The organism is Leucobacter japonicus, assembly GCF_001273855.1.
GTDB classification, from domain to species: domain Bacteria; phylum Actinomycetota; class Actinomycetes; order Actinomycetales; family Microbacteriaceae; genus Leucobacter; species Leucobacter japonicus.
In genome coordinates, this window is sequence record NZ_JHBX01000105.1 from 137,622 (window position 1) to 150,953 (window position 13,332).

The window sequence follows — 13,332 nt, forward strand, 5'->3', positions numbered from 1 at the left end:
AGTAAATTAACTTACTCTTGAGTCAAAGAACTCGCCGGGGAGGCCGGCGAGCCGAGCGCGCAGGAGCAGACATGGCCGTCGACACCCTCTTCACCGGTGGAAGAATCCGCACCTTCGACCCCGCACAGCCGTGGGCCGAGGCCCTCGGGGTGACCGGCGATCGCATCAGCTACGTGGGGTCGGCCGCCGACGCGCCCGCCGCCCGCCGCACCGTGCAGCTCGAGGGGCGCCTGCTCACGCCGGGCGTCGCCGACACCCACAACCACCTGCTGCTCGGCTTTGACGACCTCGCGGTCAGCCTCGACCAGGTGCAGAGCCTCGACATCGTGCGATCCCGCATCGCCGCATTCGCCGAGACGCACCCCGAGCTCGACTGGATCTGCGCCGAGAACGCCCTCTACTCCGTCGTCGAGGGGCGCCGCCCGCGCGCCGACGACCTCGTCGGCGTCACCGATAAGCCGGTGTTCATCACGACCTACGACCAGCACTCGGTCTGGCTCAATCGCCCGGCACTCGCGAAGCTCGGCATTCTGCAGGGCGCCGATATCGCCTGGGGCAACCCCGAGATCGACGACGTCACCGGCGAACCCACCGGCTGGGTCACCGACTTCTACACGAGCGCGATGACCATCGACGGGCTCGCCGAGCTGCAGCGCGACATCCCGATGTACTCGCCCGACCGGCGCTACCGCAAGATCACGAACAGCCTGGAGATGGCCGCGCGATCCGGCATCACGACCGTCGTCGAACCGCAGGTGCCGCTCGCCGAGCTCGACCTCTTCGCCCGCGCCGAGCGCGAGGGCAAGCTCACGAGCCGAACCATCGCCGCGATCTATCACCCCGTCGGCGCCGACGGCGACTTCCGCGCGCGCATCACCGAAGCGATTCGTGAGACGCCGCAGCACGAGCGCTTCCGGCTCGGCCCGGTGAAGCTGTACGCCGACGATGTTATCGAGCCGCACACCGCAGCGATGCTCGAGGACTACGCGAATCGCCCCGGCCACCGCGGCCGCCCGAGCCTCGAACCCACCGAGTTCACGAAGCTGTTCGTCGAACTCGACCGTCTCGGCTACCAGGTGCACACGCACGCGACGGGGGACTGGGGCATTCGCCTCACGCTCGACTCGATCGAGGCCGCGCAGCGCGCGAACGGGCTGGGCGGAGTCGCGGCCGACACGCGCCACGGCATCGTGCACGTCGAATGCCTGGCCCCCGAAGACCTCGCGCGCTTCGCCGACCTTGGCGTCGTCGCCGCGATGCAGCCCCGCCACGCGTCGCCCGACCTCGTCGCCGGCACCTGGATGGAGAACGTCGGCGAGGCCCGGTGGGATCGCGCCTGGCGCTTCAAGTCGATGATCGAGTCGGGCGCGCGCGTCACGTTCTCGAGCGACTGGCAGGTGGGCGAGATGGATCCGCTGATCGGCCTCTACAGCGCCATGACCCGCGCCCGCCTCGACGGCGGCGACGCCTGGACCCTCGATGAGCGGCTCGACCTCGACCGCGCGCTCCGCGCCTACACGCTGGGCGGCGCCGAGGCGTTCCACCGCGAAGACGCGTTCGGTGTGCTCAAAGTCGGCGCGCTCGCCGATGTCGTCGCGTGGTCGGGTGATCTGTACGCGATGGAGCCCGCCGAATTGCTCGAGCACCGCGCCGAGCTCACGGTCGTCGGCGGCACCGCGATCCACGACGTGCGCGGCGAACTCGATGGCGTCGCGGCCGCGGCGCGGGCGCAGGATCCGGCCGGCGCCGGCCAGGTCTGCGCCGAGCCTGCCGACGATCACCACTGCCACGCACACGCGCACTGACCGCGAGCCCCGCCTGCGAGCCCAATCGCAAATACTGAACCCCCTGAAGAAACCGAGGAACCCAGATGTCGACGTTGCCATCGCACTCCGCAGTCGCCGCCGGTGACGACCAGATCGCGCACGCGATCACCGGAACTCCGGGCACCGAACCCGGTGGGCTCAAACGCACCCTGAAGCTGCGCCACCTGGTGTTCATCGGGCTCGCATACATGGCGCCGCTCGCGGTCTTCGACATGTTCGGGATCGTGGCCGACGTGACCGGCGGGCACGTGCCGCTCGCGTACCTCGTCGTCATGATCGCGGTGCTCTTCACCGCCTTCAGCTACTCGCGGATGGTGCGCTTCTTCCCGATCGCCGGGTCGGCGTACACGTACACGAAAGAGGCGATCAACGCCCACCTCGGGTTCCTCGTCGGCTGGGTCGCGACGCTCGACTACCTGCTGCTGCCCATGATCAACGCGATCCTCTCGGCGATCTACATGACCGCGGTGATTCCGGGGGTTCCGTTTTGGGTGTGGGTGCTGCTCACGGTCGCGATCTGCACGGTGCTGAACCTCGTCGGGGTGAAGTTGGCGGCGAGCATGAACGTGATTCTCGTCGGCATCCAGCTCGTTGTCGCGGTCGTCTTCGTCGTGCTCACCGTCATCAACATCGCGAACGGCGCGAACGGGGCGGAGTTCACGGCGCGGCCGTTCATCTCGAGCGATGTGCAGGGCGCGGCAATCGCTGCGGGTGCGGCGATCCTCGCCCTCTCGTTCCTCGGCTTCGATGCGGTCTCGACGCTCGCCGAAGAAGCAGAGCGGCCCGAGCGCGATATTCCGCGCGCGATCTTCATCATCATCGCCGTCGCTGGAGCGTTCTTCATCACCGTGACCTACGTGATGCAGACCCTCTTTCCTGACGTCACCCAGCTCGCCGACATCGTCGGGGCCTCGCCCGAGATCGCGAAGTACATCGGCGGGGCGGCGTTCCAGGCGATCTTCGTCGGCGGCTACATGATGGCCGTGCTCGGTTGCGGCATCACCCAGCAGATGAGCGCCGCGCGTCTGCTCTACGCGATGGGCCGCGACGGCGCGCTTCCGAAGCGACTGTTCGGTCGGGTGAACCCCCGCACGGGCGTGCCGGTCGCGAACGTGCTGCTCGTCGCCGCCGTCGCGCTGACTGCGCTCTTCGTCGACCTCGATCAGGCGGCCTCGATGATCAACTTCGGCGCGTTCATCGCCTTCACGTTCGTGAACCTGTCGGTGATCTTCGTGTTCTTCCGCTTCCTGCAGCGGCGCACGGCGGGGTCGTGGGTGACGTTCGTCGCGATCCCGGCGATCGGTGTGGCGATCAATGTCTGGCTGTGGCTGAGCCTCGACGCGATCTCGATGCTCATCGGCGGCATCTGGCTGGCGCTCGGCGTCACGTACCTGCTGATCTCCACGCGCGGGTTGCGCCGGGCCGCGCCCGATTTGACCGGGCCGGTCAACATCGCGATGTACGAGTAGCGAGGGTCGTCGAACCACGGAAAACGACGGAGGGGGCGGGATCGCACTGCGCGATCCCGCCCCCTCCGTCGCGAGCCGGCACTCGGCCGGCGCGCCGATCAGCCGGCGTACGTGTCGACCGCGAGGATCTTGACGCCGATCTGGTTGCCGTTGGGGGCCGCGTAGCTGACCTCTTCGCCGACCTTGCGGCCGAGAATCGCGGCGCCCAGCGGGCTCTCTGCGCTGTAGACGTCGAGGTCGGAACCGTTCGCGAGCTCGCGGTTGCCGAGCAGGAAGCGCTCTTCGTCGCCGAAGATGTCTGCGGTGACGACGGTGCCGATCTCGACGACGCCGCTCGCCTGCGGGGCCTCGCCGACGACGACGTGCTTCAGCAGCTCTTCGAGGTCGCGAATGCGCGCCTCCATCTTGCCCTGCTCGTCTTTGGCGGCGTGGTAGCCGCCGTTCTCCTTGAGGTCGCCCTCTTCGCGAGCCGCCTCGATGCGCGCAGCGATTTCCTTGCGGCCCGCCCCGGTGAGCTGCTCCAACTCACCGTTGAGTCGGTCGAAGGCTTCCTGGGTCAGCCAGGTCTGGGTGGGCTCGGCCATAGTCGATCCTCGTTTCAGATGAGTGCCGGCAATGCCGGAGGGGTCGCGCGAGATATACGCAACGCCCTGAATGACCAGGGCGCAACTTCCAGGATATCAGGAGCGCGCTCCAGATGTCAGGCCGTGGCGCGCTCCTCGATGACCCAGCATTCCTGCACAGTGACGGCAGTGGCAGGATTCGTGGTGATGACGCGGGTGGTGACGGTGTGCGAGGTCGCGTCTGAGACGGGCACCTCGACGACCTTCCACCCGACCGGCGCCTTCGCCTTGTTCAAGGCTTCGATCGCGCAGGCCACGGGAGTGTTCGCCGGGGCTGTCACAATGAACTTGGCGTCGACGCTCGCATCGCCGTTCTTCGTGTACCCGATGTCTTGCGCAGAGACCTGGCTGGTCTGCTGCCACCCACTGAAGGCGAGGAAGGCGACGCCGCCCGCGACAAGCGCGACAGCGGCGCCCCAGGCGAATCGTCGATCGAAACTGCGTCGACGGCTCGTGCCGTAGCGATCCTCCAGCGACTGCGTCGCCGAAGTCGCCGAGCCTTGAGCGATCGGGGTCGAACCAGCGGCCTCTGGCACGGCATCCTCCGATCTGCCCTGGGTAAACTGGGTGTCTGTTGCCAGAGTACCGGGAAGCGCCCGGGAAGCATGTGAGAGGACCCTCATGACGCTCAGGTTGATCGCGGTGCACGCGCACCCCGACGACGAGTCCAGCAAGGGTGCCGCGACGTACGCGCACTACGTCGAGTCGGGCGTCGAGGTGCTCATTGTGAGCTGCACCGGGGGCGAGCGCGGCGATCTGCTCAACGAGCTCGTCGCGCGCGATCCGAAGAGCCGGCGCGATCTGCCCGGTCTGCGCCGTGACGAGATGGCGCGCGCACGAGACATCATCGGCTTCCGCCACACGTGGCTTGGGTACCAAGACTCGGGGTTGCCCGAAGAGGGTGAGGGCGTGCCCGAAACGTCATTCGCCGGCATCCCGGCAGAGGTGTCCGCCGAAGCGCTCGTGCGCGTCGTGCGCGAGTTCCGCCCGCACGTCATGATCACGTACAACGAGCAGGGCGGCTACCCGCATCCCGACCACATCCGCTGCCACGAGATCAGCCGTCGCGCGTGGGAGCTTTCGGGCGACCCCGAGGCTTACCCTGATGCCGGGGAGCCCTGGGAGATGTCGAAGCTCTACTACGAAGAGATCTTCAACGCGAAGCGCGTCGAGACGATCTACCAGTGGCTGACCGACAACGACCCATCGTCGCCGATCATCGAGCAGTTCAGCGAAATTCGCGAGTGGATGATGCGTCGCCCCTACGTGGGCACCGCGAGCGTCGACGTGGGGCGCTTCTTCGAGCGCCGTGACGAGGCATTGCGCGCCCACGCGAGCCAGGTGCCGCCCGACAGCACATTCTTCTTCTGGCCGAACGAGCTGCAGCGTCAGGCCTGGCCATTCGAGGACTACCGACTGGCCGCCTCTCGCGTGGCGACCAGCGAATTCGAAGCTGACCTGTTCCAAGGAATCGAGGAGGGCGCATGAGCCTGCTGTTCACCATCGCCCGCGCCGCCGAAGACACCGAATTCGACCCGAACACCGTCAGCCCCGGTGTCGCCGGGTTCTTCGCCGTCGCGGCGCTCGCCGTCGGCATCATCCTGCTCGGGTTCAACATGGTGCGTCGCCTGCGTCGCAACAGCTATCGCGCCGATATTCGCGAGCAGATCGAGCTCGAACTCGCCGAGCAGCAGGGCGGCACCGACGCTGCCGATCCTGCGCAGCCCGCCGATCCGGAATCCGGGCAGCGGAGCTGACCGCGTGAGCGGCGGCTGGTCCCCCGGCCCCGACGAGGAGCCGGCAGACTTCGACTTCGGCGACGACGAACGCTGGCCCGGTGAGGCCTGGGGAGCGCTGCCGCCCGGAAACGTGGCGGATGGTGCGCCGTCGGCGATCCCGCAGCAGCGCACTGCGACTCCGGCCACCGCGCCCGCCATCGCCTCGGGCAACGGGCCGCACGTCGGTCAAGATCCGCGCGAGGTGCTCGCCGAGGTCTTCGGCTACGACGCGTTCCGCGGCGAGCAGGAAGAGATCATTCGGCAGATGATCGGCGGCGGCGACGCGGTCGTGCTGATGCCGACCGGTGGCGGCAAGTCGATCTGCTACCAGATTCCCGCGCTCGTGCGCGAGGGCACCGGCATCGTGCTGTCGCCCCTCGTCGCCCTGATGCACGATCAGGTCGCGGCGCTGCAGCTCGTCGGCGTGCGCGCGGCCGCACTGAACTCGGCGATGTCGATCGAGGATCGCCGCGCCGTCGAGCAGGCCTACCGCGAGGGGCAGCTCGACGTGCTCTACCTCGCGCCCGAGCGCCTGTCTGCTCCCGGCACCGTCGAGCTGCTCGCGCAGGGCCGCATCGCGCTCTTCGCGATCGACGAAGCCCACTGCGTGTCGCAGTGGGGGCACGACTTCCGCCCCGACTACCTGCGACTCGGTGCGCTCGCGGAGCGCTGGCCCGACGTGCCGCGCATCGCGCTCACCGCAACGGCGACGCCCGAAACGCACCAGGAGATCACCGAGCGCCTGCATCTGCAGCGCGCGCGGCACTTCGTGTCGAGCTTCGATCGCCCGAACATTCGCTACCGCATCGAATCGAAGCAGAATGCGCGGGCGCAGCTGATCCAGTTCGTGCGCGGCGAGCACGCCGGCGAGGCGGGCATCGTCTACGCCCTGAGCCGCAAGCGCGTGGAGCAGACGGCGGCCGCGTTGCGCGACGTCGGCGTCGACGCCGTCGCGTATCACGCCGGACTGCCGGCGCACGTGCGTCTCGACGCGCAGACGCGCTTCCTCCGCGAAGACGGCGTCGTGGTGGTCGCGACGATCGCGTTCGGCATGGGCATCGACAAGCCTGATGTGCGGTTCGTGGCGCACATCGATCTGCCGAAGTCGGTCGAGGGGTACTACCAGGAGACCGGCCGTGCGGGCCGCGACGGCCTGCCCTCGGAGGCGTGGCTCGCCTACGGGCTGCAAGACGTGGTGCAGCAGCGCCAGATGATCGAGTCGGGCGACGGCGATCAGGTGACGCGGGCCAGCCAGACCCGGCACCTCAACGCGATGCTCGCGCTGTGCGAGGGCGTGGCATGCCGGCGCGTATTCCTGCTGCGCTACTTCGGTCAGGAGCGCAGCGAGGCCTGCGGCAACTGCGACGTCTGCCTGAACCCGCCGAAGCTGTGGGATGCGACCGTGCCGTCGCAGATGCTGCTGTCGACCGTCATCCGCACGGAGAAGGAGCGCCGCCGCACCTACGCAGCCGGTCAGCATATCGACGTGCTGCGCGGCGTCTCGTCGGAGCGCGCCACGCAGATGCGACTCGATGAGCTCTCGACGTGGGGCATCGGTACCGAGTGGTCGGTGGCGCAGTGGCGCGGCGTGGTGCGGCACCTGCTCGCGGCCGGGCTCATCGAAGCCCGCGGCGAGTGGGGCGTACTCGCCCCGACCGAGGCGTCGAAGCCGGTGCTGCGCGGCGAGGAGCAGGTGCACATGCGCGAGGAAGTCGTGACCCGCGCCGCAAGCGGCGGTCGCGGCAGCCGAGCGTCACGCGGGGCCGCCGGTGAGAAACGATCGGCCGCTGCTGCCGATCTGTCGCCCGAGCAGGCCGAGGTATTCGAGCGCCTGCGTGCGTGGCGAGCCGGCGAGGCGCGCACACAGGGCGTGCCCGGGTACGTGGTGTTCGGTGACGCGACTCTCGCAGCGCTCGCCGTGCACCAGCCGACGAACGACGACGAACTGCTCGCCATCTCAGGAATCGGCCAGGTCAAGCTCGAGCGCTACGGTGCTGCCGTGCTCGAGACCCTCGCGGCAGGTGAGCGCGCGGCCGATTAGTGCGCGGTGTCGGCCTCGGCGACGTTGAATGACAACCACTCGTCCCAGGTCGACCCGGTACCGCTCACGAGTTCGGGGTGCGCCACCGACGCGGTGAGCCCGAGCAGGTAGAGATCGACGTGCCGCAGGTGGATCTCGGTAGTGCGCTCGCGTGCGGCCGGCAGATTCGGGCGCAGGTGCGCGACGGCGAGCATGAGATCGGCTGCGGTGTAGGCGTTCGGGATCAGCCCGGCCGCCGCGTCCTGCGCGACCAGGGCGTCGAGCCCCGCGTGCAGCTCTTCGGCGAGCCGATCGATCTCGGGCGACGATACCGCCTGGCGCCAGGAGCCGACCATAAGCGGCGACGCCGCCTCGCTGATGTGCCGGCGCAAGAAGCGGGCGACGGCTGACCCCTCGCCCGGGAGGCTCGCGCGAGCCACGTCGGTGATGTCGGAGATCGCGAGCGTGCGCAGGTGCAGTACGAGGTCGTCTTTGCTGGGGAACCTGCGGTAGATGCTGGCGATGCCGATGCCCGCCTGCTCGGCCACCGCAGACATGGGAGCCTGCCAGCCGCGCTGCGAGAAGACCTCGCGTGCCGCCTGCATCAGGATGCGGTCGTTGTCGCGGGCCTCGCGTGCGCGTCCGCGCAGGGGAGCGGCGTCGTCGCCGCCCGCTTCGGGCCGCGTCGGCTCCGTCTGCTGACTCATGGCTTCCATCGTACCGAGGGTGGTGTTACGATTCTGAATCGGAACGAATCATTCCGTTCCGATTTTGAAAGGATGCCATGACCGCGCAGACCGCCCCGAATCCGACGATTGCCGCGCCCGACGCGGCTGCCCCTGCACGGGGCACGCTCGCGCCGGGCATTGCCCCGCCCGCCGGGTTCACCCTCGCGCTCGCATCGGCGGTGCTGGCCTTCTCGATGATGCAGACACTGCTCGTGCCGGCGCTGCCGGTCTTCGCCGAGCAACTCGGCGTCGACGGGGCCACTGCCGGATGGATCCTCACCGCATATCTGCTGAGCGGGGCCATCGCCGCACCCGTCATCGGCTCGCTCGGAGACCGCTACGGCCACCGGCGCACGCTCGTCGTCGCGATGCTCGTGTTCGTGCTCGGCGCCGCGCTCGCCGCCGCCAGCGCACTGATCCCGGTAGCGGCCGCGTTCCCGCTGCTGCTCGTCGGGCGGGTGCTCCAAGGGTCGGCCACCGCCTCGTTCCCGCTCGCGGTTGCCATCGTGCGCGTGCGGCTCACCGGTCGCGCGCAGGCCAGCGCCATCGGCTGGCTGTCGGGCACACTCGGGCTCGGCGCCGGCATCGCGCTCGTCGTCGGCGGCGCAATCACTGACCTGCTGAGCTGGCCGTGGCTGTTCATCGCGGGCGGCGCCCTCGGCCTGGTGTCGGTGCTGCTGGTGCTGTGGCGCGTGCCGGCCGCGGCCCTGCGCGCGACCGGATCCCGACCCGACTGGGCCGGCATCGTGCTGCTCGTGACGACGCTGCTGCCGCTGCTGCTCGTCGTATCGCAGGGCGCCCGGTGGGGGTGGGGCGCACCCGCCACCATCGCGCTTGCCGTGGTCGCCGTGCTGAGCCTGGTCGCGCTCGTGCTCGTCGAGCGCCGGGTCGCGGCGCCGCTCGTGGATCCCGCCCTCGTCACGCACCGCGCGCTCGCCGCGACGAACGTGCTCACCCTTCTCCTCGGCTTCATTCCGTACGCGTTTTACGTCGGCCTGCCGGTGCTGCTGCAGGCGTCGGTGCTGCCGGGGGCGTCGAGTGCCGGTCACGGTCTCGGAGTCACCGCGACCGGAGCGGCGCTCCTACCGGGGGCCGTGCTCGTCTTCCTCGGCGGACGCTTCGCGCCATGGCTGCTCGGCCGACTCAGCGGACGGGTGGTCGCGGCAATCGCGCTCGCAGTGATGGTGATCGGCGGCGTCGGTATCGCGGCGCGGCCCGATTCCCTCGCCATGGTGATCGGGTTCTTCTGCCTGATCGGCCTCGGCAACGGCATCGGGTTCGCCGTCATCGCCGAGCTCATCGCGGGCAATGTGCCCCCGGCCGGCATCGGCGCGGCACTCGGTGTCAACGGCGTGCTGCGCACGGTCGGTTCGGCCTTCGGCACGCCGATCGCGACGCTGGTACTCACCATCGTCGGCGTCACGGCGGCCGGGCAGCCGGGGGTCGAGACGTTCCGAATGCTGTTCGGGATCGCCGCTGCGGTCTCGCTCGTCGGCGTGGCCGCGGCGTTCCTCGTGCCGGCGCCGCGCCGCGAGCGCTGAGGGGTCGCGTGCTCGAGCGGGCGTGAGCCTGCTCAGCGCGCACGCCCGCTGAGTGCGGGTTACCGGTGCGCCGGATCGACCGCCCGCCCGCCATGCCACTCGACCAGGGTGTCCTCCCACGGCGTCGGCTCGAGGCCGAGCTCGGTCGTGAGGCGACCCGGCACGATGACGCTCGGTGCGGCCCAGAGATACCGCTGATGCTGCATCTCGCGCATCATCGGCGAGAACGGCCCGGCGAGTGCGAAGAGCGCGCCGGGGATGCGGTGCGTGGTGCGCTGGGGCTTACCAGCGACGCGCGCCGCGTCGGCGGCCATCTGCCGCTGCGAGCGCGCGGTGTCGGTGGGCGCGGTGAGGCGCGTATCGCCGGTGCTCGCCAGAGGGATCGCGGCGATCATCGCGCGAGCGAGATCCGGGATCGTCGTGACGGCGTGCGGAGCATCGGGATCGCCGAGCACCCACGCGCCGCGCCCGGCAGCGGAAGGCGTGAATACCATGCCGAGCACCACCGACGACTGCGCCGTGGCTGTGGGGCCGACGAGATCCGAGGCGATCACCGAGGCCGTGCGTGCGGGGTGAGCCGCCCGGGCCGCGAGCAACTCGGCGCGCACCTCGCCGAGCGGGGAGACTGGTGCGAGGGGGAGGTGCTCGTGCAGCTGCGCTGCACCGCGTCCGTAGGCGTAGACGGACTCCGGGAAGACGACCGGCACATCGAGCTCGGCGGCGATATCCATGACGGCGAGTTCGCGCTGGGGGAGTTCGCGGCGCCAGACCGGCGCGGAGTACGCCGCGTGGATGCAGTGGAAGATGACGTCGATCGTGCTGGTCTCCGTTGCGGTGCCCGTGGCGATCGCGCGCAGGCTGTCGCGGTCGCCCGCGTCGCCGCTGATGACGCGGGCCCCGGGAACGGCTCCGGTGCCTCGGCGCAGCACGGTGACCTCGTGGCCGGCTGCGGAGAGTTCGCGGGCGAGTTGGGTGCCGATCTGACCGGCGCCGGTGATGAGTGCGTGCATGAGGGAATTCCATTCTGTGATCAGTGCTCACTAATTGATGAGATTCACTGTAAAACGAAGTTTGCGAAAAATCAAGAGCACTGATCTCTGAATTGCTTGGCGGGGTGCGGACTGCCACACTGGGGGACATGGAACGCCCCCGCCGCACACACGCCGAGGCCCGCGCGCAGATGCGCGCGGGGATCCTGCGCCTCGGGCGAGCACAGCTCGCCGACTCCGGCGCCGCCGGGCTGTCGGTGCGCGAAATCGCGCGAGGGTTGGGGGTCGCCTCGTCGGCGATCTACCGGCACGTCGCGAACCGAGACGCGCTGCTCACCCTGCTCGTCGTCGACGCCTACACCGAGCTCGCCGATGCGGTCGATGCGGAGCTCGACGCGGCGGGTGATGCGGGAGTCGACGGGCTCGCGGTCATCGCCCGGGCGACCCGCGCCTGGGGCGTCGCGCACCCTGAATCGTGGGCGCTGCTCTACGGATCGCCCGTGCCCGGGTATGCGGCGCCCTCCGATGAGACGACGCCCGCCGGCACGCGCGTGATGATGCGGTTCGTCGAGGCGCTCGCGGCCGGCGATCGCGCGGTGCGGCATGCTGAGCGGCCACCGGTCAGCGATGACTTCGCGGCCGTGCTCGAGCAGGGCGTCGCGGCGCTCCTCGGCGAGGCCGGCGCCGAGCTCACCGCCGAGGCGCACGACGCACCCGGCTTCGCCGCCGACGCTGTCGAAGCCTGGTCGGCGCTCATCGGGCTTGTGAGCGCCGAAGTGTTCGAGCAACTCGGCAGCGTGCTGTCCGCCTTCGGCAGCGAACTGCTCGAGCGGTGGATCACCTCGACCTCGGCGCGCTTCGGGCTCACGTGAGTAAGCCCCAGCCTGTTGGCCGAGCGCTCACTGCCGCGGCGGCCGTGCCGGAGGAGTCACGCGGCCTCGCCGTGGTGGTGATGGGGGTTGCCGGGTGCGGCAAGACCACGGTGGCCGCGGCCCTCGCCGCGCGCGTTGGGGGAGCGTTCATCGAAGCCGACGCGCTGCACTCGCCCGCCGCGGTGGCCCAGATGCGTGCCGGAGTGCCGCTCACCGACGTCGATCGCGCACCCTGGCTCGACCGTGTTGCCGAACGCATGCGCGACACTGCCGCTGCGGGGCGCGGACCCGCGTTCATCGCCTGCTCGGCGCTGCGACGCAGCTATCGAGACCGGTTGCGCGCAGGCACCGGGCCCGACTGTGCCCTCGTGTTCGTGCACCTCGACGTGGCGCGATCCGAGCTCGCCGCGCGCATCTCGGGGCGCCCTGACCACTTCATGCCCGTCGCGCTGCTCGACTCCCAGCTCGCGACGCTCGAACCGCTCGGCGCTGACGAGTCGGGGCTCACGATCGACGGCGCGCTCCCTGAGTCGCGCCTCCTCGACCGCCTTGCGATGCAGGTGCAGAGCTGGCGTTCGGCGGGCGGGGTGCTCGGCGCGAATTAACGCAAGAAGAACGGGTCGAGCGCGAGCAAGAGCGCGGCGGTCCAGTGGCACAGGAACGCCAACACGGTGAGCGCGTGGAAGATCTCGTGGAATCCGAACACCCCGGGCACAGGGTTCGGTCGCTTGAAGCCGTAGACCGCGGAGCCCAGTGAGTAGAGCAGGCCGCCGACCACCACGAGCACCATCGCGGCGAGATTCGCGTGAGCGATCGCACCGAGGTACATGACCGCTGCCCAACCGAGCAGCAGATACAGCGGCACGTACAACCAACGCGGGGCACCGATCCAGAACACCCGGAACCCGATTCCCAGCAGCGCACCCGCCCACACCAATACGAGCAGCAGGATGCCCTGCGACGGCGGCAGCGCGAGCAGGGCGATCGGCGTATAGGTTCCTGCGATGAGTACGAAGATGTTCGCGTGGTCGAGGCGCCTGAACACCTGCTTGGTCGTCGGCTTCCAATTGAAGCGGTGGTAGAGCGCCGAGACGCCGAACAGTAGCATGCTCGAGAGCATGTACACGACCGAGGCCCACTTCGCGACGGCGCCGTGCGCGAGGCAGATGAGCACGATCCCCGCGGCGATGGTGACGGGGAACGTGCCCGCGTGAATCCATCCACGCCACCGGGGCTTCACGTCTTCGTGCGCACCGCCCGGCTGATCGTGCGGGTGATCGAGTGCATCGTCGAGCAGGGGAAGCGAGAGACTGTCGGGCTCCGGGAAGCGGCGCTCGCCGCCGGTGCCCGCGGTCGCCTCGCTCGCGCCCGCATCCGGCATCGGTGATTCGGGCGCGGGCGAGCTCTGCGAGGTCATATCTCGAGTGTATGTTCGCTACAGCGTGGCGGGGGCATATGTGTGGAGAACCCCCAGTCGCTCGGACGT

General features: G+C 69.5%; 13 protein-coding genes. 8 read left to right on the top strand and 5 right to left on the bottom strand.

Annotated elements, in window-relative coordinates:
• Window positions 1-71 precede the first annotated feature (71 nt).
• Together AMS67_RS07650 and AMS67_RS07655 are read left to right on the top strand one after the other, a co-directional pair.
• The gene (locus AMS67_RS07650; RefSeq protein ID WP_053386862.1) at window positions 72-1,805 is read left to right on the top strand and encodes an amidohydrolase; all 1,734 of its coding nucleotides are present in this window, start codon (window positions 72-74) and stop codon (window positions 1,803-1,805) included.
• A gap of 65 nt (window positions 1,806-1,870) precedes the next feature.
• On the top strand, window positions 1,871-3,295 hold the full coding sequence (locus tag AMS67_RS07655) for an APC family permease (RefSeq protein ID WP_053386863.1): 1,425 nt from the start codon (window positions 1,871-1,873) through the stop codon (window positions 3,293-3,295).
• 98 nt (window positions 3,296-3,393) lie between these two features.
• On the opposite strand, the gene greA is transcribed toward AMS67_RS07655, so the two are convergent.
• Window positions 3,394-3,879, bottom strand: coding sequence for a transcription elongation factor GreA (greA, locus tag AMS67_RS07660; RefSeq protein ID WP_053354071.1), 486 nt, complete (start codon window positions 3,877-3,879; stop codon window positions 3,394-3,396).
• Between the two features lie 116 nt (window positions 3,880-3,995).
• A complete protein-coding gene (locus tag AMS67_RS07665; protein WP_241488020.1) occupies window positions 3,996-4,454 on the bottom strand; it encodes a DUF4307 domain-containing protein in 459 nt (152 codons plus the stop codon).
• A gap of 85 nt (window positions 4,455-4,539) precedes the next feature.
• On the opposite strand from AMS67_RS07665, the gene mca reads away from it, so the two are divergent.
• From mca to recQ, 3 genes are read left to right on the top strand one after another with little or no spacing between them, the layout of a single operon-like run.
• The gene (gene mca / locus AMS67_RS07670; RefSeq protein ID WP_082305379.1) at window positions 4,540-5,406 is read left to right on the top strand and encodes a mycothiol conjugate amidase Mca; all 867 of its coding nucleotides are present in this window, start codon (window positions 4,540-4,542) and stop codon (window positions 5,404-5,406) included.
• Window positions 5,403-5,675 (top strand): light-harvesting protein, encoded by a 273-nt coding sequence (locus tag AMS67_RS07675; protein WP_053386864.1) that lies wholly within the window; start codon window positions 5,403-5,405, stop codon window positions 5,673-5,675. The genes mca and AMS67_RS07675 overlap by 4 nt, the downstream gene beginning before the upstream one ends.
• Before the next feature lie 4 nt (window positions 5,676-5,679).
• A complete protein-coding gene (gene recQ, locus AMS67_RS07680; RefSeq protein ID WP_053386865.1) occupies window positions 5,680-7,737 on the top strand; it encodes a DNA helicase RecQ in 2,058 nt (685 codons plus the stop codon).
• Here the strand turns inward: recQ and AMS67_RS07685 are convergent.
• Window positions 7,734-8,423 carry a TetR/AcrR family transcriptional regulator gene (locus AMS67_RS07685; RefSeq protein WP_053386866.1) on the bottom strand — a complete coding sequence of 230 codons (690 nt, stop codon included), beginning with the start codon at window positions 8,421-8,423 and terminating at the stop codon, window positions 7,734-7,736. The genes recQ and AMS67_RS07685 overlap by 4 nt on opposite strands.
• A gap of 77 nt (window positions 8,424-8,500) precedes the next feature.
• On the opposite strand from AMS67_RS07685, the gene AMS67_RS07690 reads away from it, so the two are divergent.
• On the top strand, window positions 8,501-9,985 hold the full coding sequence (locus AMS67_RS07690) for an MFS transporter (RefSeq protein ID WP_053386867.1): 1,485 nt from the start codon (window positions 8,501-8,503) through the stop codon (window positions 9,983-9,985).
• 59 nt (window positions 9,986-10,044) lie between these two features.
• Here AMS67_RS07690 and AMS67_RS07695 read toward each other — a convergent pair whose 3' ends face one another.
• Window positions 10,045-10,995 carry an NAD-dependent epimerase/dehydratase family protein gene (locus AMS67_RS07695; RefSeq protein WP_053386868.1) on the bottom strand — a complete coding sequence of 317 codons (951 nt, stop codon included), beginning with the start codon at window positions 10,993-10,995 and terminating at the stop codon, window positions 10,045-10,047.
• Window positions 10,996-11,123: 128 nt separating this feature from the next.
• Here AMS67_RS07695 and AMS67_RS07700 point away from each other — a divergent pair, with 128 nt between their 5' ends.
• Window positions 11,124-11,846: a TetR/AcrR family transcriptional regulator gene (locus AMS67_RS07700; protein WP_075201273.1), complete on the top strand. Its 723-nt coding sequence runs from the start codon at window positions 11,124-11,126 to the stop codon at window positions 11,844-11,846.
• Window positions 11,843-12,451 (top strand): gluconokinase, encoded by a 609-nt coding sequence (locus AMS67_RS07705; RefSeq protein WP_241488021.1) that lies wholly within the window; start codon window positions 11,843-11,845, stop codon window positions 12,449-12,451. The genes AMS67_RS07700 and AMS67_RS07705 overlap by 4 nt, the downstream gene beginning before the upstream one ends.
• Here the strand turns inward: AMS67_RS07705 and trhA are convergent.
• Window positions 12,448-13,227 (bottom strand): PAQR family membrane homeostasis protein TrhA, encoded by a 780-nt coding sequence (gene trhA, locus AMS67_RS07710; RefSeq protein WP_156316576.1) that lies wholly within the window; start codon window positions 13,225-13,227, stop codon window positions 12,448-12,450. The genes AMS67_RS07705 and trhA overlap by 4 nt on opposite strands.
• Window positions 13,228-13,332 lie beyond the last annotated feature (105 nt).

Excerpts from the sequence above, each read along its gene's own strand:
- AMS67_RS07650 (WP_053386862.1), top strand. The coding sequence starts at position 72 with ATGGCCGTCGACACCCTCTTCACCGGTGGAAGAATCCGCACCTTCGAC.
- AMS67_RS07655 (WP_053386863.1), top strand. The coding sequence starts at position 1,871 with ATGTCGACGTTGCCATCGCACTCCGCAGTCGCCGCCGGTGACGACCAG.
- greA (WP_053354071.1), bottom strand. The coding sequence starts at position 3,879 with ATGGCCGAGCCCACCCAGACCTGGCTGACCCAGGAAGCCTTCGACCGA.
- mca (WP_082305379.1), top strand. The coding sequence starts at position 4,540 with ATGACGCTCAGGTTGATCGCGGTGCACGCGCACCCCGACGACGAGTCC.
- AMS67_RS07675 (WP_053386864.1), top strand. The coding sequence starts at position 5,403 with ATGAGCCTGCTGTTCACCATCGCCCGCGCCGCCGAAGACACCGAATTC.
- AMS67_RS07685 (WP_053386866.1), bottom strand. The coding sequence starts at position 8,423 with ATGAGTCAGCAGACGGAGCCGACGCGGCCCGAAGCGGGCGGCGACGAC.
- AMS67_RS07690 (WP_053386867.1), top strand. The coding sequence starts at position 8,501 with ATGACCGCGCAGACCGCCCCGAATCCGACGATTGCCGCGCCCGACGCG.
- AMS67_RS07695 (WP_053386868.1), bottom strand. The coding sequence starts at position 10,995 with ATGCACGCACTCATCACCGGCGCCGGTCAGATCGGCACCCAACTCGCC.
- AMS67_RS07700 (WP_075201273.1), top strand. The coding sequence starts at position 11,124 with ATGGAACGCCCCCGCCGCACACACGCCGAGGCCCGCGCGCAGATGCGC.
- trhA (WP_156316576.1), bottom strand. The coding sequence starts at position 13,227 with ATGCCGGATGCGGGCGCGAGCGAGGCGACCGCGGGCACCGGCGGCGAG.